Annotated in this window: 15 protein-coding genes and 1 pseudogene; 3 read left to right on the forward strand and 13 right to left on the reverse strand. The window is 72.9% G+C overall.

Annotation, left to right across the window (positions count from 1 at the left end):
* Nucleotides 1-2: 2 nt before the first annotated feature.
* The 3 genes from AC27LF_RS26865 to AC27LF_RS26875 form a co-directional block, all read right to left on the reverse strand.
* Nucleotides 3-1,982, reverse strand: a complete 1,980-nt coding sequence (locus AC27LF_RS26865; RefSeq protein WP_479660984.1) for a glycosyltransferase family 2 protein — start codon at nt 1,980-1,982, stop codon at nt 3-5.
* 125 nt (nt 1,983-2,107) lie between these two features.
* Nucleotides 2,108-2,692, reverse strand: a complete 585-nt coding sequence (locus tag AC27LF_RS26870) for a hydrolase (RefSeq protein ID WP_479660983.1) — start codon at nt 2,690-2,692, stop codon at nt 2,108-2,110.
* A gap of 59 nt (nt 2,693-2,751) precedes the next feature.
* Nucleotides 2,752-3,189 carry a MarR family winged helix-turn-helix transcriptional regulator gene (locus AC27LF_RS26875; RefSeq protein WP_479660982.1) on the reverse strand — a complete coding sequence of 146 codons (438 nt, stop codon included), beginning with the start codon at nt 3,187-3,189 and terminating at the stop codon, nt 2,752-2,754.
* A 131-nt stretch (nt 3,190-3,320) separates the two neighbouring features.
* Between AC27LF_RS26875 and AC27LF_RS26880 the strand changes: the two genes are divergently transcribed.
* Entirely contained in the window at nt 3,321-3,815 is a 495-nt protein-coding gene (locus tag AC27LF_RS26880; RefSeq protein ID WP_479660981.1) for a metallophosphoesterase family protein, read from the forward strand.
* 212 nt (nt 3,816-4,027) lie between these two features.
* On the opposite strand, the gene AC27LF_RS26885 is transcribed toward AC27LF_RS26880, so the two are convergent.
* The 7 genes from AC27LF_RS26885 to AC27LF_RS26915 are packed head-to-tail and all read right to left on the reverse strand — an operon-like array spanning nt 4,028 to nt 11,592.
* The gene (locus tag AC27LF_RS26885; RefSeq protein WP_479660980.1) at nt 4,028-4,639 is read right to left on the reverse strand and encodes an SRPBCC family protein; all 612 of its coding nucleotides are present in this window, start codon (nt 4,637-4,639) and stop codon (nt 4,028-4,030) included.
* 16 nt (nt 4,640-4,655) lie between these two features.
* Nucleotides 4,656-5,762 (reverse strand): XdhC family protein, encoded by a 1,107-nt coding sequence (locus tag AC27LF_RS26890; protein WP_479660979.1) that lies wholly within the window; start codon nt 5,760-5,762, stop codon nt 4,656-4,658.
* Complete coding sequence (locus AC27LF_RS26895; RefSeq protein WP_479660978.1) at nt 5,755-6,966, reverse strand: vWA domain-containing protein; 1,212 nt, start codon at nt 6,964-6,966, stop codon at nt 5,755-5,757. The genes AC27LF_RS26890 and AC27LF_RS26895 overlap by 8 nt, the downstream gene beginning before the upstream one ends.
* Nucleotides 6,963-7,847 carry an AAA family ATPase gene (locus AC27LF_RS26900; protein WP_479660977.1) on the reverse strand — a complete coding sequence of 295 codons (885 nt, stop codon included), beginning with the start codon at nt 7,845-7,847 and terminating at the stop codon, nt 6,963-6,965. Before AC27LF_RS26900 ends, AC27LF_RS26895 begins: the two co-directional genes overlap by 4 nt.
* A 15-nt stretch (nt 7,848-7,862) precedes the next feature.
* Complete coding sequence (locus tag AC27LF_RS26905) at nt 7,863-8,717, reverse strand: FAD binding domain-containing protein (RefSeq protein WP_479660976.1); 855 nt, start codon at nt 8,715-8,717, stop codon at nt 7,863-7,865.
* Nucleotides 8,714-11,095, reverse strand: coding sequence for a xanthine dehydrogenase family protein molybdopterin-binding subunit (locus AC27LF_RS26910; RefSeq protein WP_479660975.1), 2,382 nt, complete (start codon nt 11,093-11,095; stop codon nt 8,714-8,716). The genes AC27LF_RS26905 and AC27LF_RS26910 overlap by 4 nt, the downstream gene beginning before the upstream one ends.
* Nucleotides 11,092-11,592: a (2Fe-2S)-binding protein gene (locus AC27LF_RS26915; RefSeq protein ID WP_479660974.1), complete on the reverse strand. Its 501-nt coding sequence runs from the start codon at nt 11,590-11,592 to the stop codon at nt 11,092-11,094. The genes AC27LF_RS26910 and AC27LF_RS26915 overlap by 4 nt, the downstream gene beginning before the upstream one ends.
* Nucleotides 11,593-11,848: 256 nt before the next feature.
* On the opposite strand from AC27LF_RS26915, the gene AC27LF_RS26920 reads away from it, so the two are divergent.
* Nucleotides 11,849-13,858 (forward strand): GTP-binding protein, encoded by a 2,010-nt coding sequence (locus AC27LF_RS26920; protein ID WP_479660973.1) that lies wholly within the window; start codon nt 11,849-11,851, stop codon nt 13,856-13,858.
* Between the two features lie 86 nt (nt 13,859-13,944).
* On the opposite strand, the gene AC27LF_RS26925 is transcribed toward AC27LF_RS26920, so the two are convergent.
* The 3 genes from AC27LF_RS26925 to ctaD form a co-directional block, all read right to left on the reverse strand.
* Nucleotides 13,945-15,198: a YncE family protein gene (locus tag AC27LF_RS26925; RefSeq protein WP_479660972.1), complete on the reverse strand. Its 1,254-nt coding sequence runs from the start codon at nt 15,196-15,198 to the stop codon at nt 13,945-13,947.
* A gap of 293 nt (nt 15,199-15,491) precedes the next feature.
* Nucleotides 15,492-15,845 (reverse strand): hypothetical protein, encoded by a 354-nt coding sequence (locus AC27LF_RS26930; protein ID WP_479660971.1) that lies wholly within the window; start codon nt 15,843-15,845, stop codon nt 15,492-15,494.
* Nucleotides 15,842-17,485 carry an aa3-type cytochrome oxidase subunit I gene (gene ctaD / locus AC27LF_RS26935; protein ID WP_487231277.1) on the reverse strand — a complete coding sequence of 548 codons (1,644 nt, stop codon included), beginning with the start codon at nt 17,483-17,485 and terminating at the stop codon, nt 15,842-15,844. The genes AC27LF_RS26930 and ctaD overlap by 4 nt, the downstream gene beginning before the upstream one ends.
* Nucleotides 17,486-17,591: 106 nt before the next feature.
* Here ctaD and AC27LF_RS26940 point away from each other — a divergent pair.
* A pseudogene (locus tag AC27LF_RS26940) lies at nt 17,592-18,095 on the forward strand (RNA polymerase sigma factor); the annotation flags it as partial.
* Between the last annotated feature and the right edge of the window lie 283 nt (nt 18,096-18,378).

Genomic DNA, 18,378 nt, shown 5'->3' on the forward strand with positions numbered 1-18,378 from the left:
TGTCATCCCTTCCGTGCCGTCGCCCGCGGTGCCCCCGCCCCCGACGCCGTCCCGCGCAGTACGGCGTCCAGGACGCGCCGCGCCCGGCGCACCAGCCGGCGCACCCATCCCGGCGCGGCGGGACGGCTCAGCAGGGCGCCGCCGCCGCGTCCGGGCCGCAGGACGAGCGGCAGCGGCAGGAAGCGGGGCGCCTCGGCCTGCGGGACGAGGCACACCTCAAGCCGCCAGGCGGCCCCGCGCAGCTCGCGCAGCGGCACCCCGGCCTCCAGCAGCGAGCGGGTGCCCTCGGCCGGGGTGAGCGTCCCGGTCCGCTGCCGCCGCTCGCCGGTCGCCGCGTTGGTCAGCCGCACCAGGACGGGGATGCGGTCGGGGACGTACAGGGGCAGCGCGGCGCTCAGCGGATGGGTGTCGGAGACCGCGGCGTCCTCGGGTGTCAGCCGGCCGAGGCCGAGCGCCTTGCCCGCCCGGTCGACGTCCAGGGAGAAGTTGTCGTGCTGCTTGGTCCAGTACGGCAGCACCACGCGGTCCGCGACGACTCCGGCGGGCGGCGTGGGCCGGTCGGGCCCGCGGACCGGGCCCAGCCGGCACTCCTTGGTCCAGCCGCCGAGGCCGAACCGCACGTACGCGTCCCACAGGCCGGCGTGCAGCGCGGTGCCGCCCGCCGCGGTGCCGGCATCGACGCCGGCCGTCGCGTGCAGCACCAGCCGGACGCGGCCGTCGCCGGCCGGGACCCGTTCACGGGTGACCTCCACCGGCTGGAAGAAGGAGGCGGAGCTGGCGCGGTCGCGCAGGACGAGGTCGACGGTCGCCTTCTCGAAGCCGTCGACGGCGTCCGCGCCCAGCCAGGCCACCGCCTGGTCCAGGTCCTGTGGCGGTGTGGCCGCGGGGGTGCCTTCCCCGTCGACGGGGAAGGTCAGGGGCTCGCCGCCGTGCTGGTACTCGGCGCGGAAGGAGACCCGCAGCGTGCCGTCGCGCCACTCCACGCCGGTCGGCACGGCCCGCGGGCCGACCCCGGCCTCCCATTCGGCCTGGGCGACCAGGTCGTCGTACCGGCCGTCCCTGATCAGCGCGGCGACGATGCGCTGCCCCGGGCGCAGACCGGGGGCGACGCCCGGCCCGAACCGTTCCACGACCACCTTGTGCATCTCCTGGAACAACTGCCGCCGGTAGTCGTCGGGGAGGCCGAGCAGGCGCCGGCCGCTCATCCGGTCGACGATCTCGACGCGCAGCCAGCGGCGCAGCAGCCGGTCGCGCAGCGGGCCCGGCTCGGTGTACCGCTCGACGACGTCCAGGGCCTCGCGGAGGTTCTTGAAGTAGCCGACCGGTTCGAAGGGCTGGAAACCGGCGTTCGAGGCGTCGCCCCGCTTCACGTGGTAGTAGCAGACGTAGTCGCTGAGCACGGAGACGTTGTCCGCGCGCAGATACGCCTCCGTGACGAAGACGTGGTCCTCCAGACGGCGCCGGCCCTCGGGGAAGCGCAGTCCGGTGCGCTCCAGGAAGGCGCGCCGGACCATCTTGTGCGGGGTGAGGCTGTCGATGAGCGGGGCGTTGCCGACGGTGGCGCGCGGATGGTTGCGCCGGAACAGCTCCACCGGGACCGGCCGGCCCTTGCCGGCCATCTTGCCCACGATCACGTCGGCCTTGTGCGCCACCCCGTACTCGTACATCCGCTCCAGGGCCTCGTCGCCGAGGTAGTCGTCGTTGTCGACGAACATCACGAACTCGCCGCGGGAGGCGGCGATCCCCACGTTGCGGGGCTTGCCCGACCAGCCGGAGTTCGGCTGGTGGATGACCGTGATCTGCGGGTGCTCGGCGGCCAGCTCGTCCAGTCTCGCCGGGGTGGCGTCGGTGGAGCCGTCGTCGACGAAGATCACTTCGTACTCGTCGTCGGGCAGCGACTGCCGCAGCATCGAGGCGACGCAGTCCTCGATGTACGGCCCGGGGTTGTAGACGGGGACGATGACACTGACCTTGACCGGCATCCGGCTTCCAAGCCCCCTTAGCTCGCTTCCCGTTGCCTTGGTGGCACGGCATGCGTTGCCGAATGTTAACCCGGTCGCCGGTGCGGGCGGCGACCACCCCGCACCGGGGCCGGGCCGGGGCGGGGTCAGCCGTGGGTCTTGGCCAGGAGCTGAAGGATCTCCTGCGTCGTGCCCGTCTCGCCGAGCCGCGGGAAGATCCGCTCGACGCTGTTCGCGTGCGCCTCGGGCGTCATGTCGGCGACGGCGTCCGTGGCGACCGTGACGTGGTAGCCGTGCTCGTAGGCGGCGCGGGCGGTGGACTCGACGCCGATGCTGGTGGCGATGCCGGTCAGCACGATCTGGGTGACGCCCCGGCGGCGCAGCTGGACGTCGAGGTCGGTGCCGTGGAAGGCGCCCCAGTTGTGCTTGGTGACGCGGATGTCGCCGGGGTGTCCGGACAACTCGTCGACGATCACGTCCCAGCCCTCCGGGTAGGCGCCGCCGGGACCCTGGTGCTCGGTGCGGCCGGGGACCCGGTCCGCCCAGTCCGCGGCGAAGGAGACCCGGACCAGGACCACGGGCAGGTCATGGGCGCGGAAGGCGTCGGCCAGCTCCGCGGAGCGGGCCACCACCTCGGGGCCGCCGTACGGCTGCGTGGGCGCGGAGGCGATGCCGCGCTGGAGGTCGATCACGACGAGGGCGGTACGGGGGTCGAGGGCGGTGAGTGCCATCGGTCGGGCCTTTCGGGGTGTGTGTCTCGGTGGATGGTGCGGCGGGGCGGGCCTCGGTGTCACTGCTGCGACAGGCGTTCCATGAGGGTCAGCGCCTTCAGGACCGTGCGGCGCTCGTCCTCGGTGAACCGGTCCTGGAAGGCCCGGGCCAGCCACTCCTCGCGCGCCTGCCGGTTGCCTGCGACACGGGCCCGGCCCGCGTCGGTGAGGGTGACCAGCTGCCGGCGTCCGTCGTCGGGGTCGGGGGCGCGCCGGATCAGGCCGTGCTGGTCGAGCGCGGCGAGGGTGGCGGCCATCGACTGCGGTCGTACGCCCTCGGCGGAGGCCAGGGCGCTGGCGGTGGCCGCGCCGTGCTTGCCCACCAGGGTGAGCGCCGACTCCTGGGAGGGCGTGAGGTCGGTGTCCCGCGCGACCTCCCGTATGCGGCGCCGCAGCCGGCTGAACACCACGCGCAGCTCGCGTGCGGCCCGGGCGGCGGAGTCGGAGATGTCGTCCATGGCGAGCACCCTAGGTCGCACAGCCGAAACTGTCCAGTTGCACCTGTTCAGTTTGACCTGATGAATTCGGCCGGAGCGGTGCTGGGATTTCGCCGCCTGGCCGCCGGGGCGCGCTGTCCTACGCTGACCCTGTGCGCCTGCTCCTCATGTCCGACACGCATCTGCCCCGGCGCGCCAAACGGCTGCCGGAGCCACTGCTCGCCGAACTCCCGCACGCCGACGTGGTGTTCCACGCCGGCGACTGGGTCGACACCGCCACCCTCGATCTGCTGGAGAGCCGCAGCCGGCGGCTGGTCGCGGTGTACGGCAACAACGACGGACCCGAGCTGCGCGCCCGCCTGCCCGAAGTGGCCCGCGTCGAACTCGGCGGCCTGCGCTTCGGCGTCGTCCACGAGACCGGGCCCGCCGCGGGCCGCGAGGCGCGCTGCGCCGCCCGCTTCCCCGACCTGGACGTGCTGGTCTTCGGCCACAGCCACATCCCCTGGGACAGCACGGCCCCGACCGGGCTGCGGCTGCTCAACCCCGGCTCACCCACCGACCGCCGCCGCCAGCCCCACTGCACGTACCTCACGGCGACCCTGACCGACGCCGCCCTCACGGACGTGACGCTCCACCGACTGCGGTAGCGCTCCGCTGGTCGGGCTGCGGTGTGCTGTTGTCGGTTGGCTGCGGGTGTGTCGTGGTTGCTCGCGCCGTTCCCCGCGCCCCTTGCGGGGCGCTGCCGTACCGTGGTGCTGCGCTGGTTGGGCTGCGGTGTGTTGTTGTCGGTTGGCTGCGGGTGTGTCGTGGTTGTTCGCGCCGTTCCCCGCGCCCCTTTGGGGCGCTGCTGTGCGGGGGTTCAGTGGGGGTGGCGGGATCGCAGGCATCGGCGTACGCCCGCACATAGCAGCAGGACTACGCCCAGCGCCGCCGTCGCGACCGCCGCACGCTTGGCCACCGGGACACCGGCCGTGCGGATCAGGTTCAGGGGTTCCGGTTCTGCCGGGGCCGGGGCCGGGGCCTCGGGTCGCTCGGCCAGCCGCTCGGCCAGACACTCGGCGAACTGCCCCACCAGCCGGTCGCCGACCTCCGCGAGCACCCCGCGGCCGAACTGCGCCGGCCGCCCGGTCACCGTCAGATCGGTGTCCACCGCCACCGCCGTGCCGCCGTCCCGCCCGCTCAGCGTGCCGGTGACGGTGGCCCGGGCCGTGCCCTGCCCCCGGGTCTCCCGGCCGCTCGCCACCAGCACCATCCGGTGCGCCGTCCCGTCCTTCTCCTCGAAGACGGCGGTGCCCCGGTAGGTCACGGTGACCGGGCCGACCTTGACCTTCACCCCGCCGGTCACCGTCGTGCCGTCGTACTCCTCCACCGTGGCACCCGGCAGGCACGGCGCGATGCGCTCGACGTCGAGGAGCGCGCGCCAGGCGTCGTCGACCGGGACGGGGACGGTGAACTCGTGGTGCAGCTCCATGACTTCCTCCTCGCACTCAGCGGGCGCCCGCCGGGTGGATGGCCCCGGCGGTCGCGGTCAGGGGCACGCCGCTGCCGCCCCACCGCAGCGCGACGATCTCGGCGGCGACGGACACGGCGACCTCCTCGGGCGTACGGGCCCCGAGGTCAAGACCGAGCGGCGAGCGCAGCCGCGCCAGCTCCCGCGCGCCCACCCCGGCCTCGGCCAGCCGCTTCCTGCGCTCGTCATGGGTGCGACGGCTGCCCATCGCCCCGATGTACGCGGCCGGCCGGCGCAGCGCCTCCTGAAGCAGCGGCACGTCGAACTTCGGATCGTGGGTGAGCACGCAGATCACCGTCCGCTCGTCGGTGTCGGTGCCGCTGAGATAGCGGTGCGGCCAGTCCACGACGACGTCCACGGCCGCCGGGAACCGCTTCGGCGTGGCGAAGACCGGGCGGGCGTCGCACACGGTGACCCGGTAGCCGAGGAAGTCGCCGATGCGGGCCACCGCCGCCGCGTAGTCGATCGCGCCGAAGACCAGCATCCGGGGCGGCGGCGCGAACGAGTGGAGGAACACGGTGACGGCGTCCTCGCGGCGCTCGCCGTGCCGGCCGTAGTGCCTCGACCCGGTGGCGCCGACGGCCAGTTCGCCGCGCGCGTCCGCGGTGACCGCCGCGTCCAGACCGGATGTGCCGAGGGTGCCGGCCACCGCGCCCGGCCACACCGCGAGCGTGGCGCCGCGCGGTGCAGGACCGTCGACCACCGTGGCCACCGTCACGGGTTCGCCGCGCGCCACCGACGCGGCGACGGCGCCGAAGACGGGATCGGCCGCGGGCGTCACCGGCCGCACCAGCAGGGTGATCTCACCGCCGCAGGTCAGACCGACCGCGAACGCGTCCTCGTCGCTGTAGCCGAAGGTCTCGACGCGGGCCTCGCCGCTCGCCACGACCTCCTGCGCCAGTTCGAAGACGGCGCCCTCCACACAGCCGCCGGACACGCTGCCCACGACCTCGTCGCCGGGCCCGACCGCCATGGCCGCGCCGGGCCCGCGCGGCGCGCTGCGACTGACCGCGACGACCGTGGCGAGCCCGAACGGGACGCCCGCCGCGTACCAGCGCTCCAGGGCCGGAAGAATCTCACGCACGCTCCGCTCCTCTCCGTCCGGCGGCCTCGGCCGGATCATCCGCCGCCGCCCCGCCCACCACGGCCGCCAGCCGCTCAAGCGCCGCCAGGCTGTGCCCCTCGACGAACGTGTCCACGCTCGGCAGGGCCGCCGCCATCCCCCCGGCCAGCGGCGCGTAACCGGGGCGCGCCTTGCGGGGGTTGGCCCAGATCACCCGGTGCGCCAGCGCGTGCAGCCGGCGCATCTGCGCCCCGAGCAGCCCGGGATCGCCGCGCTCCCAGCCGTCCGAGAGCAGCACGACGACCGCGCCGCGCGCCATGCCCCGCTGCCCCCAGCGGCTCAGGAACTCGCGCAGCAACACGCCGAGCCGGGTGCCGCCGCGCCAGTCGGGCACGGCCGCCGCGAGCGCCGCCATCGCCAGGTCGGGGTCGCGGTGGCCGAGTTCGCGGGTCACCCGGGTCAGCCGGGTGCCGATGGTGAACACCTCCGTCGGCGCCCGCCGGGCCGCCGCGTGCGCGAACCGCAGCAGCGCATCGGCGTACGGCGCCATCGAACCGCTCACGTCGACCAGCAGCACCACCCGGCGCGGCCGGCGCACCCGCGCGTGCCGGCGCAGCAGCGCGGGCTCCCCGCCGCGTCGCAGCAGCTCCCGCACGGTCCGGCGCGGGTCGACGGCGCCGTGCCGGGCCGGCCGGCGGCGCGCGGACAGCCGGGTCTGCCCGTGCGGCGCGAACGCGGCCAGCAGCCGGTTGAGCTGGGCGCGTTCGGCGGCGTCCAGCTCGCCGAGGTCGCGACGGCGCAGCACCTCGGTGGAGCTGGCGAACGCCAGGGCGGGCGGCCCCGGCGGCGCTCCGTCGTCCGCCGCGCGGGCACCGGACGCGGCGTCCCGCACGGCAATCCGGGTCCGGGCCCGGGGCGGGGCGGCGGTACGCGCCGGAGGCGGCGCGGGGCCGCCCGCCGGCCCGAAGTACGCGGCGAACACCCGCTCGTACCGCTCCAGGTCGTCCCGCCCGCCGCACAGCGTGGCCCGGCCCGCCGCGTGCACGTCCGCACGCACCCCGGGCCGCAGGACGTCGACCGCCCGCAGAAAGGCGTACAGCCGCTCGGTGCTCGCGTCGATTCCCGCAGCCCGCAGCGCGCGCACGAAGCCGAGCAGCACCGTGTCGGGCCCCGCGGGCCCGTCCGCCCACCGCCCTTCGACCCCTCCGCGTCCGCTGTCCGTCATGGCGCCCGCGCTCCCCGGGCCGCCAGCACCGCCGTGAGGTCCAGACCCCGCGCCCGCTCCGTGTCCTCCCGGTACTTCAGCACCGAGCCCAGGGTGGCCACCGCCAGCTCCGCGTCGACCTCGCTCGCCCCGAGGGCGTCCAGGGCCTGCGCCCAGTCGATCGTCTCGGCCACGCCCGGCGGCTTGATCAGGTCGGCGCCCCGCAGCGCCTGCACCAGGGCGGTCACCTGCTCGGCCAGCCGCTCCGCGACCCCCGGCAGCCGGCGGCGCACGATGGCCAGTTCGCGGGCGAAGGAGGGATGGTCGAACCAGTGGTACAGGCACCGCCGCTTCAGCGCGTCGTGCACCTCCCGGGTCCGGTTCGAGGTCAGCACCACGACCGGCGGCACCTCTGCGCGCAGCGTGCCCAGCTCCGGCACGGTCACCGAGTACTCGGACAGCAGCTCCAGCAGGAACGCCTCGAACTCGTCGTCGGCCCGGTCGATCTCGTCGACCAGGAGCACCGAGGGGCAGGTCTGCAACGCCCGCAGCAGCGGCCGGGCGATCAGGAACCGCCGGTCGTACAGCTCGCTCTCCAGCCGGTCGGCGTCGGTGACCCCGGCCGCCTCGGCGGCCCGCAGATGCAGCAGCTGGCGCGGGAAGTCCCAGTCGTACAGGGCCTGCGCGGCGTCGATGCCCTCGTGGCACTGCAACCGGATCAGCGGGGCGTCGAGCGCCTCGGCGAGGGCGGCGGCGAGCGCGGTCTTGCCGACGCCCGCGTCTCCCTCGCAGAACAGCGGCCGGTGCAGTCTCAGGGCCAGGAAGCAGGTGACGGCCAGCCCCTCGTCGACGAGGTACCCCGTCTCCTGAAGCCGGGCCCGTACCTGCTCCGGGTCTTCCATCCGGGTGATCGGCGCTCACCTCGCTCCGGTGGCGGTCAGGACCGCCCGCCGGGTCAGCACCCGCGCGAGGTGCGCCCGGTACTCGGGCGAGCCCGACACGTCCTGGGCGGGCCTGGTGCCCTCGGCGGCCTGCTCGGCGGCCCGGGTGACGGCGTCCGGATCCGCGGCGCCGGCCAGGGCCCGCTCGGCGGCCACCGCCCGCAGCGGGGTGCTGCCCATGCTCGCGAGGCCGATGCGGGCCTCGGCGATCCGGCCGTCGTCCCGGCGCACCAGGGCGGCCACGCCGACGATCGCCCAGGACTGGGCGGCCCGGTGGAACTTCTCGTAGTGGAAGTCCCAGCCGTCCGTCTTCGGTACCCGCACCTGAACCAGCAGTTCGTCGGGGGCCAGCGCGGACTGGAAGTAGTCCACGAAGAATTCGCCCGCCGGGACGGTGCGCCGCCCCCGTGGGCCTACGGCGACCATGTCGCCGTCCAGCGCCAGCAGCACCGCGGGCAGATCACCGGCCGGGTCGGCGTGCGCCAGGGAGCCGCCGAGGGTGCCCCGGTGCCGTACGGCGGGGTCGGCGACGGTCCGTGTGGCCGCCGCGAGCAGTCCCGCGTGCCGGCGGACCAGCGGGTCGCGGATCAGGTCGTGGTGAGTGGTCAGCGCACCGATGACGAGGCTGTCGCCGTCCTCGCGGACCCCGCGCAGCCCCGGGATGCGGCCGACGTCCACGACGAGTTCGGGGAAGGCCAGCCTGAGGCGCAGCAGCGGCAGCAGGCTCTGCCCGCCGGCCAGCACCTTCGCCTCGTCGCCCGCCTCGGCGAGCGCGCGCACCGCCTCGTCGACGCTGTGCGGACGGGTGTACTCGAACGCGGGCGGAATCATGCGGCGGCCTCCTTCCCGGCGGCGGCCGACCGCACGGCCCGCCAGACCCGCTCCGGTGTGCAGGGCATCCGCACGTCGTGCACGCCGAACGGCCTGAGCGCGTCCACGACCGCGTTGACCACGGCGGGCGTCGAGGCGATGGTGCCCGCCTCGCCGACTCCCTTGACGCCCAGCGCGTTCGACGCGGCCGGTGTCTCGGTGCGGTCGGTCACGAAGTCCGGCAGGTCCGCCGCGGACGGCACCAGGTAGTCCGCCATGGTGCCGGAGACCAGGTTGCCCTCGTCGTCGTAGACGGCCTCCTCGTACAGGGCCTGCGCGATGCCCTGCGCGAGCCCGCCGTGCACCTGCCCCTCGACGATCATCGGGTTGACCACCCGGCCGACGTCGTCCACGCAGACGTAGGACCGGATACGGGTCGCCCCGGTCTCCGTGTCGACCTCGACCGCGCACAGATGGGTGCCGTGCGGGTAGGAGAAGTTCTCCGGGTCGACCAGATACTCGGCGTTGATGGTCGGCTCCATGCCGTCGGGCAGGTCGTGCGAGGAGAACGTCTCGAAGGCGATCTCCTGAATGGTCCTGCGTGCCTCGGGTGAGCCCTTCACGGAGAACACGCCGTCCGTGAAGTCCAGGTCCTGCTCGCTCGCCTCCAGCAGGTGCGCGGCCACCTTCCGGGCCTTGTCCACCACCTTGGCCGCCGCCTTGTGCACGGCCTCGCCGCCGACCACCAGCGACCGCGAGCCGTAGGTGTCCATGCCCTGCGGTGCGGACCGGGTGTCGCCGTGCACCACCTCGACGTCCTCGAACGGCACGCCGAGCACGTCGGCGGCGATCTGGCTCCAGCAGGTCTCGTGCCCCTGCCCGTGCGGGCTGGTGCCGGTGACCACCTCGACCTTGCCGGTGGGCAGCATGCGGATGCTCGCCGCCTCCCAGCCGCCGGCCCCGTACCTGAGGTCGCGCAGCACCCGGCTCGGCGCGAGGCCGCACATCTCGGTGAAGGTCGACACGCCGATGCCGAGGCGTACGGTGTCGCCGCGCGCGTCGCGTTCGCGCTGCTCGGCGCGCAGCTCGTCGTAGCCGAACAGGGCGAGGGCCTTGTCCGTCGCGGCCTCGTAGTCGCCGCTGTCGTAGGTGAGCCCGGCGATGGTGGTGTACGGGAACTCCTCGTGCCGGATCCAGTTGCGGCGCCGCAGCTCGACCGGGTCGAGGCCCAGCTCCGCGGCCAGCTCGTCCATGATCCGCTCGATGGCGAACGTCGCCTCCGGGCGTCCGGCACCGCGGTAGGCGTCGGTGGGCGTCCGGGTGGTGAAGACACCGGTGCAGGTGAACTCGTAGGAGTCCATCTTGTAGATCGCCGGATACATGAAGGCGCCGAGGATCGGGATGCCCGGGGTGACGAGCATCAGATAGGCGCCCATGTCGGCGATCAGGTCCACCTTGAGGCCGAGCAGCCTGCCCTCCCGGGTGGCGGCCACCTCGATGTCCTGGATCATGCCGCGGCCGTGGTGGGTGGCCAGATAGCCCTCGGAGCGGGACTCGGTCCACTTCACCGGGCGGCCCAGCCTGCGGGCGACGGCCAGGGCGATGGCCTCCTCGCCGTACACCTGGAGCTTGGAACCGAAGCCGCCGCCCACGTCCGGGGCGATCACGCGCAGCTTGTGCTCGGGCACACCGGTGACGGTCGCCAGCATGATCCGCAGGATGTGCGGGATCTGCGTCGCCGAGTAGACCGTGTACTCGCCGGAGGCGGCCAGCGGGGTGACGACGACCGCGCGGGGCTCCATCGCGTTGGGGATCAGACGCTGCTGGTGGTAGCGGCGCCGCAGGGTGACCTCGGCGCGCTCGCGGACCGCGGCGAAGCTCTCGCCGGTCGCCAGCGGCCACACATAGCTGCGGTTGGTGCCCTTGTCGGAGTGGACCAGCGGGGCGTCGTCCGCGAGCGCGGCCTCCAGGTCGAGGACCGGCTCCAGCGGCTCGTAGTCGACCTCGACCGCCTCCAGCGCGTCGGCCGCCGCGTACCGGTCGCGGGCCACCACCACGGCGACCGGGTCACCGGCGTAGCGGACCTCGTCCACCGCGATCGGCGGGTGGCCGGGCAGCACGATGTCCTCGGTCACCGGCCAGGCGCACGGCAGCGAGCCCAGCCCGTCGGCGAGGTCGGCGCCGCTGAACGCCGCGACCACACCGGGCCGTTCGAGCGCAGGGGACACATCGAGTGCGCGGATGCGCGCGTGGGCCATCGGGCTGCGCAGCACCGCGAGGTGCAGCAGGCCGGTGACCTGGATGTTGTCGGTCCAGTTGGTCTGGCCGGTGATCAGCCGGGCGTCCTCCTTGCGCAGCCGGGAGCGGCCGACCTCGCGTGCTACGGCCTGATCGGTCATGCCGTGACCTCCTGAGCGCTCTCCTGCCCGGACGCGGGCTGCTGTCCGGAGGCGGCGAGCACCGCGCGGACGATGTTCTGGTAGCCGGTGCAGCGGCACAGGTTGCCCTCCAGGGCCTGACGCACCTCGTCCGGGCCGGGGCGCGGGTTCTCGCGCAGCAGATCCCGTGCCGCCATGATCATGCCGGGGGTGCAGTAGCCGCACTGGAGCGCGTGCTGCTCGTGGAAGGCGCGCTGCAACGCCGTCAGCCGCCCGTCGCGGGCCAGGCCCTGCACGGTGGTCACCTCGGACCCGTCGGCCTGGACGGCCAGCACCGAGCAGCTCTTGACGGTCGCCCCGTCCAGGTCGACCGTGCAGGCCCCGCAGTTGGAGGTGTCGCAGCCGATCGGGGTGCCGGTCAGGCCGAGCCGGTCGCGCAGGTAGTGGGCGAGGAGGAGACGGGGCTCCACGTCGTCCTCGTAGCGCGTGCCGTCCACCTTCACCTTGATGTGGGTCATGTGCCCTCCAGACCGTGCGGGCGTGAGCGAGGGATACCGGCGACCGGACGTGATGTACGTCACTCTAAGACCGGGGTGGGGTCGCGGCGAGCGCTGCGCCGCCGCCTCGCGCCCGGCCGTTAATCCGTTGCGGCCCGAGTGCCGGTGCTGCTGCACTGCACCGGACCAGTCGTCACACAGAGAGGACCCACGATGCGCGCTGCGTGCATGTCTCCGCAGGAAGGAACCCCACCCATGCCGAAGGACATCACGCACAGTGCATCTGCTCAATCTCGGAATCCTCGCGCACGTAGACGCCGGTAAGACCAGCCTGACCGAACGGCTGCTGCACTCCGTCGGAGTGATCGACGAGGTCGGCAGCGTCGATGCCGGCAGCACCCGGACGGACACCCTCGCGCTGGAACGGCAGCGCGGCATCACGATCAAGTCGGCGGTCGTCTCCTTCCCGCTCGACGGCGTGACCGTCAACCTCATCGACACACCCGGCCACCCCGACTTCATCGCCGAGGTGGAACGGGTCCTCGGCGTGCTCGACGGCGCCGTCCTGGTCGTCTCGGCCGTCGAGGGCGTCCAGGCGCAGACCAGGGTGCTGATGCGGACCCTGCGGCGGCTGCGCATCCCCACGCTGGTCTTCGTCAACAAGATCGACCGGCGCGGGGCGGGCGAGGACGAGGTGCTGCGCGCCATGGCCCGCCGGCTCACCCCGGCGCTCGTGCCGATGGGCACCACCACCGGCCTCGGCTCACGCGACGCCCGCTTCGTGCCCGGGCTCTTCCCGGCCGCGCTCGACGTACTCGCCGACCAGGACGACGACCTGCTCGCCGCCTATGTGCAGGACTCCGTTCCGCCCGCCCGGCTGCGCGCCGCCCTCGCCGCCCAGACCCGGCGGGCCCGCGTGCACCCGGTCTACTTCGGCTCGGCCGTCACCGGCGCTGGCGTGGCCGATCTGCTCGGCGGGATCGAGGAACTGCTGCCCGCCGCCGCGGGCGACCCCGACGGGCCGCTGTCGGCGACGGTGTTCAAGGTCGACCGCGGCCCGGCGGGGGAGAAGGTCGCCTACGCGCGGGTCTTCACCGGCACCCTGCGCACCCGCGACCGCATCCTGTTCGGGGACGGCCCGCAGGAGGGGAAGGTCACCGCGGTCAGCGTCTTCGACCGCGGCACCGACGTCCGGCAGGAGAGCGTCGGCGCGGGCCGGATCGGCAGGCTGTGGGGCCTCGGCGGCATCCGGATCGGGGACACCATCCGCGGGACCCCGGACACCACGGACGCCGGAGAGCGCGCGGACGGTCCGCGCTCCGCCCACCGGCGGCACTTCGCGCCGCCGACGCTGGAGACCGTCGTCGTGCCGGGCCCGCAGGTGGACCGGCGGGCGCTGCACGTCGCGCTCACCCAGCTCGCCGAGCAGGACCCGCTGATCGGCGTGCGCCACGACGAGAGGCGGCAGGAGACCTCCGTCTCCCTCTACGGCGAGGTGCAGAAGGAGGTGATCCAGGCGACCCTCGCCGACGAGTACGGCCTCGACGTCACCTTCCGGGAGACGACCGTCATCTGCGTCGAACGCCCGGTGGGCAGCGGAGCGGCCGTCGAGTTCAACAAGAAGGACGGGAACCCGTTCCTCGCCACCGTCGGCCTGCGAGTGGACGCCGCCCCGGTGGGCTCGGGCGTCGGCTTCCGGCTGGCGGTGGAGCTGGGCTCGATGCCGTACGCCTTCTTCAAGGCCGTCGAGGACACCGTGCGCGACACCCTCGGGCAGGGGCTGCACGGCTGGCGGGTCACCGACTGCGCGGTGACCATGACCCACAGCGGCTACTCGCCCCGGCAGAGCCACGCCCACCAGGGCTTCGACAAGAGCATGTCCAGCACCGGCGCCGACTTCCGCGGTCTCACCCCGCTCGTCCTGATCGAGGCGCTGCGGCGCGCGGGCACCCGGGTGTACGAACCGATGCACCGCTTCCGCATCGAGGCCCCGGCGGACACCCTGGGCACCCTGCTGCCGGTGCTCGCGCGGCTCGCCGCGGTGCCGCAGAGCACCCGGGCGCACGGCTCGGTGTGCGTGCTGGAGGGCGCGGTGCCCGCCGCCCGGGTGCACGGACTCGACCAGCGGCTGCCCGGACTGACCCGCGGCGAGGGCGAGTTGGAGACCGCCTTCGACCACTGGGCCCCGGTCACCCGTGGCAGGGTCCCCGAGCGCCCGCGCACCGACCACAACCCGCTGAACCGGAAGGAGTACCTGCTGAACGTCACCAACCGGCTGGGCGGCTGAGGCCCGCCGGCCGCGCGGTGCCGGCCGGCGGCGGCCCGCGGTTCAGGTGGGCCGCCGCCCACCGGATCCGGGCACCGCACCTGCCGTCAGCCGCCCGCGGGAGCCGTCCAGTCGGCCTGGACATGGCCCAGCCTGACGCGTTGCGGATGATCGCCGACCGCGACCGAGGCGACCTTCCGCCCGGTCGCGAAGTCGATCGCGGTGACCTGGTCGGCGCCGCTCTCGGAGACCACGCAGTCCTTGCCGTCGCCGCTGACCGTCGCCCAGTACGGCTTGGACGTGGCGACCAGCGGGCCCTGCTGGAGGGTCGCCCGGTCCACGACGGTGGCGTAGTCGTCCATCGTGCCCGCGACGCACAGCTTGGTGCCGTCCGGGCTCATCGAGATGCCGTGGTGGCGCGAGTCGTTGACCCAGGTGGTGCGGTCCTCGCTGGTCGCCGGGTTCTTCGGCAGGGTCTTCACCCGGGTGATCCGGTCGGCGGCGACGTCGTACTCCAGGAAGCCGTTGAAGAAGGAGACCTGGAAGTACAGCTTCGACTCGTCCGGGGAGAAGACCGCGGGGCGGACCGCGTCCGAGAAGTCGTCGAGGCCGATGGCGTCCAGGCGCTCGCGCATGTCGATGACCTTGACCTGCCGATACGTCGTCGCGTCGACCACCGTGATGTGCCGGTCACCCTTCGTCCAGTCCCAGAACGGGTCGTCCAGGGCGGTGTTGACGTCCCCGATGGACATGTTCCAGAGGTATCTGCCGTCCTTGGTGAACACGTTCTCGTGCGGCTTGTCACCGGTGGCGAAGGAACCGAGCTGCCTGCCGGTGCCGATGTCCAGCACGTGCACGGTGTTGCCGGTCGAGGCGGACACCGCGACCCGGGTGCCGTCGGGGGAGACCGCCATGTGGTCGGCGCGGTAACCGGACACCGGGAAGCGCCAGTTGACCGCTCCGGTGGCCAGGTCGATCGAGACCACGTCGGCGAAGCTGGGCCGGGAGACCACCACCGACCTGCCGTCCGGGGTGGAGTACATGTCGTCCGCGAACTGGTCGTGGCCCTCGCCGACGCCGTTGCGGATGGCCATGAAGTAGATCCACTTGATCGGATCGGCGTTGATCTCCGCCATCCGCCGCTCCTTGTCCGGGACGACGTCGAGCCGGCCGATCCTCGTGAAGTCGCCGCGGGAGGCGATGACGTCCGCGGTGCCGTCCCAGTTGTTGCCGACGAACAGCACCTCGCGCAGCGCCGGGGCACCGGACGCGGCGGCGGTAGCGGCGGTGGCGGGAGCGGTGGCGGTCAAGGCGAGTGCGGCGGCCACGGCGCACAGGTGCCTGGTGGTGAAGGCGGGCATGACTGCTCTCTCCTCTGGGTGGGGGAGGTGCGGGTGCGTGCGGGGGCGTGCCCTGACAGGGCGAGAAGTCTGAACACGGGCGCCTTCAGAGTGAACTTACTGAAAAGTAAGGTGGGGTGGCCTCCGCCACAAGACCGCGCGCACGACAAAATCGGCCGGGGGCGGGGCTGAGCAGGTCCAGTGAAATCCGATGCGGTGCGACAGCGCCCCGAAGGGGCGCGGGGAACTGCGCGACCAGCCACAACGGCGCCGTAGCCGACCGACGGCCTAGCGCGGCATGTGCAGCGGAGCGCTCAGCGGGCTGCGGACAGGGTCAGCAGCAAGGTCGCCGAAAGCACCGCGCAGGCGAGCAGGAAGCAGGCCAGCAGGCGTTGCCGCAGCGCCCGGTAGCGGCTCTCGTACGCGTGGCGCAGTTCCTCGGCGCGCTGTGCCGTGCGCTGCCAGCAGGCACGGGCCAGACCCAGGTACTCCGCCTCGAACTGCCGCTCCAGATCCTCACGTTGGGTATCGGTCAGCCAGCCCAGCCGCCCCGCGAGCCGGGCCGCGGCCATGCGGCCCTCCTCGCGGGCGGCGGCCAGCAGCAGATGACCCTCGATCTCCCGGACCAGCGCCCGCGCCTGGCGCGCCCCGTCGTCCGTGGCGGTCACGGCGCCGTCAACTCCCGCTCCCCGGCTTCCCCGGACACCCCGGGGTGGTGCAGGTCGAACGCCGGGGATTCGCTGCGGATCCGCGGCAGGGTGAGGAAGTTGTGCCGCGGCGGCGGGCAGGACGTCGCCCACTCCAGCGAACGGCCGTACCCCCACGGGTCGTCGGCCTCGACCTTCTTGCCGTACTTGGCCGTCTTCCACACGTTGTACAGGAACGGCAGGATCGACAGACCCAGCAGGAACGAGAAGACCGTGGAGACCGTATTGAGCGTGGTGAATCCCTCCACCGCCAGATAGTCCGGGATCCGGCGCTGCATGCCCTCCGCGCCCAGCCAGTGCTGCACCAGGAACGTGCCGTGGAAGCCGGTGAACAGCGTCCAGAAGGTGATCTTGCCGAGGCGTTCGTCCAGCATCTTGCCGGTGAACTTCGGCCACCAGAAGTGGAATCCGGCGAACATCGCGAAGACCACGGTGCCGAAGACGACGTAGTGGAAGTGGGCCACCACGAAGTACGAGTCGGAGATGTGGAAGTCGACGGGGGGAGAGGCGAGCATGACGCCCGTCAGGCCGCCGAAGACGAACGTGACGAGAAAACCCATGACCCACAGCATCGGTGTCTCGAAGGACAACGAGCCCTTCCACATGGTGCCGATCCAGTTGAAGAACTTCACCCCGGTCGGTACGGCGATCAGGAAGGTCATGAAGGAGAAGAACGGCAGCAGCACACCGCCGGTGACATACATGTGGTGCGCCCACACGGTCACGGACAGGCCGGCGATGGCGATGGTCGCGGCGATCAGACCCATGTAGCCGAACATCGGCTTACGACTGAAGACCGGGATGACCTCGGAGATGATGCCGAAGAACGGCAGCGCGATGATGTACACCTCTGGATGGCCGAAGAACCAGAAGAGGTGTTGCCACAGGAGTGCTCCGCCGTTGGCGGCGTCGAAGACATGGGCGCCGAACTTGCGGTCGGCCTCCAGCGCGAACAGGGCGGCGGCCAGGACCGGGAAGGCGAGCAGCACCAGCACACCGGTCAGCAGCACGTTCCACACGAAGATCGGCATGCGGAACATGGTCATGCCGGGGGCGCGCATGCAGATGATGGTGGTGATGAAGTTGACCGAGCCGAGGATCGTGCCGAAGCCGGACATGGCCAGACCCATGATCCACATGTCGGCGCCGATGCCGGGCGAGCGGACCGCGTCGGACAGCGGGGAGTAGGCGAACCAGCCGAAGTCGGCCGCGCCCTGCGGGGTGAGGAAGCCACCGACCGCGATGAGCGAGCCGAACAGATACAGCCAGTAGGCGAACATGTTCAGCCGCGGGAAGGCCACGTCCGGCGCGCCGATCTGCAGCGGCATGATCCAGTTCGCGAAGCCGGCGAACAGCGGCGTCGCGAACATCAGCAGCATGATCGTGCCGTGCATCGTGAACGCCTGGTTGAACTGCTCGTTCGACATGATCTGCAGACCGGGCCGGGCCAGCTCGGCGCGCATGAACAGCGCCATCACGCCACCCAGGCAGAAGAAACCGAACGCCGTGACGAGATACAGCGTCCCGATCGTCTTGTGATCGGTGGTCGTCAGCCATCTGACGCCCTTGGGGTCGGGGAACCTGAGGTCGATGCTCTTCACACCCCGCCTGTGTCCGCACGGTCAGCGCGGGTCACACTCGAAGGGCGCGACAAGAATCACGGAGCGGGGGTGTGACGATCCGGCCGGTGCCGGACACCAACCGGGCATGAGCAACGACGAGATCTTCGCCGCTGCCTATCGCGAGCACTACTGGGCGGTCACCCGCTATGTCGCACGGCGACTGGCGGGGCGGACCGACGCGGTGGAGGAAGTGGTGGCGGAGGTGTTCACGGTGGCCTGGCGCCGCCGGGCCGAACTGCCGCCCGCGCCGCTTCCCTGGCTGTACGGGGTGGCACGCAACTGCCTGGCGAACGCGGTACGCGGCTGGGGCCGCCGGCGCCGACTGGTCGACCGGCTCGGCAACGACGACGCCGCGCACCGCCGGCACATCGTGGACAGCCCCGACACGGAGGCACCCGGCGCCTGGGTGCATGACGCGCTGGCCCGGCTCTCCCCGGCCGACCAGGAGGTGCTGCGCCTGACGGCATGGGAGGACCTCGGCATCGACGAGGTCGCCGTCGCCCTCGGCTGCGGCACCCGGGCCGCCGCGATGCGCCTGCACCGGGCGCGGCGCCGCCTGAAAGCCGAGATCGACCGCATCCGCCCGGCCGTACCCACCACCCCACCACCGCCCACCGCCGGTGCACACCCGCCCACCGTCGGCGCACCACCGGTCCGCGCCGGTGCGCCACCGTCCACCGCTGGCCCGCACCCGGCTCCCGCCGATGCACACCTGGCCCCCGCCGACCTGACACCGTCCGCCGCTGGCGCGCACCCGGCTCCCGCCGATGCACACCTGGGCACCGTCGGCCCGTCACCGGCCAAGGTCGGCGCACACCCGTCCACGGCCGACCTGTCACCGTCCACCGCCGGTATATTCCCGGCTCCCGCCG

The organism is Streptomyces diversicolor (assembly GCF_057537855.1).

Bases quoted from the DNA above. Each gene is read 5' to 3' on its own strand.
- AC27LF_RS26915 (WP_479660974.1), bottom strand. From the start codon at position 11,592: ATGACCCACATCAAGGTGAAGGTGGACGGCACGCGCTACGAGGACGAC.
- AC27LF_RS26885 (WP_479660980.1), bottom strand. From the start codon at position 4,639: ATGGAGCTGCACCACGAGTTCACCGTCCCCGTCCCGGTCGACGACGCC.
- AC27LF_RS26905 (WP_479660976.1), bottom strand. From the start codon at position 8,717: ATGATTCCGCCCGCGTTCGAGTACACCCGTCCGCACAGCGTCGACGAG.
- AC27LF_RS26900 (WP_479660977.1), bottom strand. From the start codon at position 7,847: ATGGAAGACCCGGAGCAGGTACGGGCCCGGCTTCAGGAGACGGGGTAC.
- AC27LF_RS26895 (WP_479660978.1), bottom strand. From the start codon at position 6,966: ATGACGGACAGCGGACGCGGAGGGGTCGAAGGGCGGTGGGCGGACGGG.
- AC27LF_RS26870 (WP_479660983.1), bottom strand. From the start codon at position 2,692: ATGGCACTCACCGCCCTCGACCCCCGTACCGCCCTCGTCGTGATCGAC.
- AC27LF_RS26925 (WP_479660972.1), bottom strand. From the start codon at position 15,198: ATGCCCGCCTTCACCACCAGGCACCTGTGCGCCGTGGCCGCCGCACTC.
- AC27LF_RS26910 (WP_479660975.1), bottom strand. From the start codon at position 11,095: ATGACCGATCAGGCCGTAGCACGCGAGGTCGGCCGCTCCCGGCTGCGC.
- AC27LF_RS26875 (WP_479660982.1), bottom strand. From the start codon at position 3,189: ATGGACGACATCTCCGACTCCGCCGCCCGGGCCGCACGCGAGCTGCGC.
- AC27LF_RS26865 (WP_479660984.1), bottom strand. From the start codon at position 1,982: ATGCCGGTCAAGGTCAGTGTCATCGTCCCCGTCTACAACCCCGGGCCG.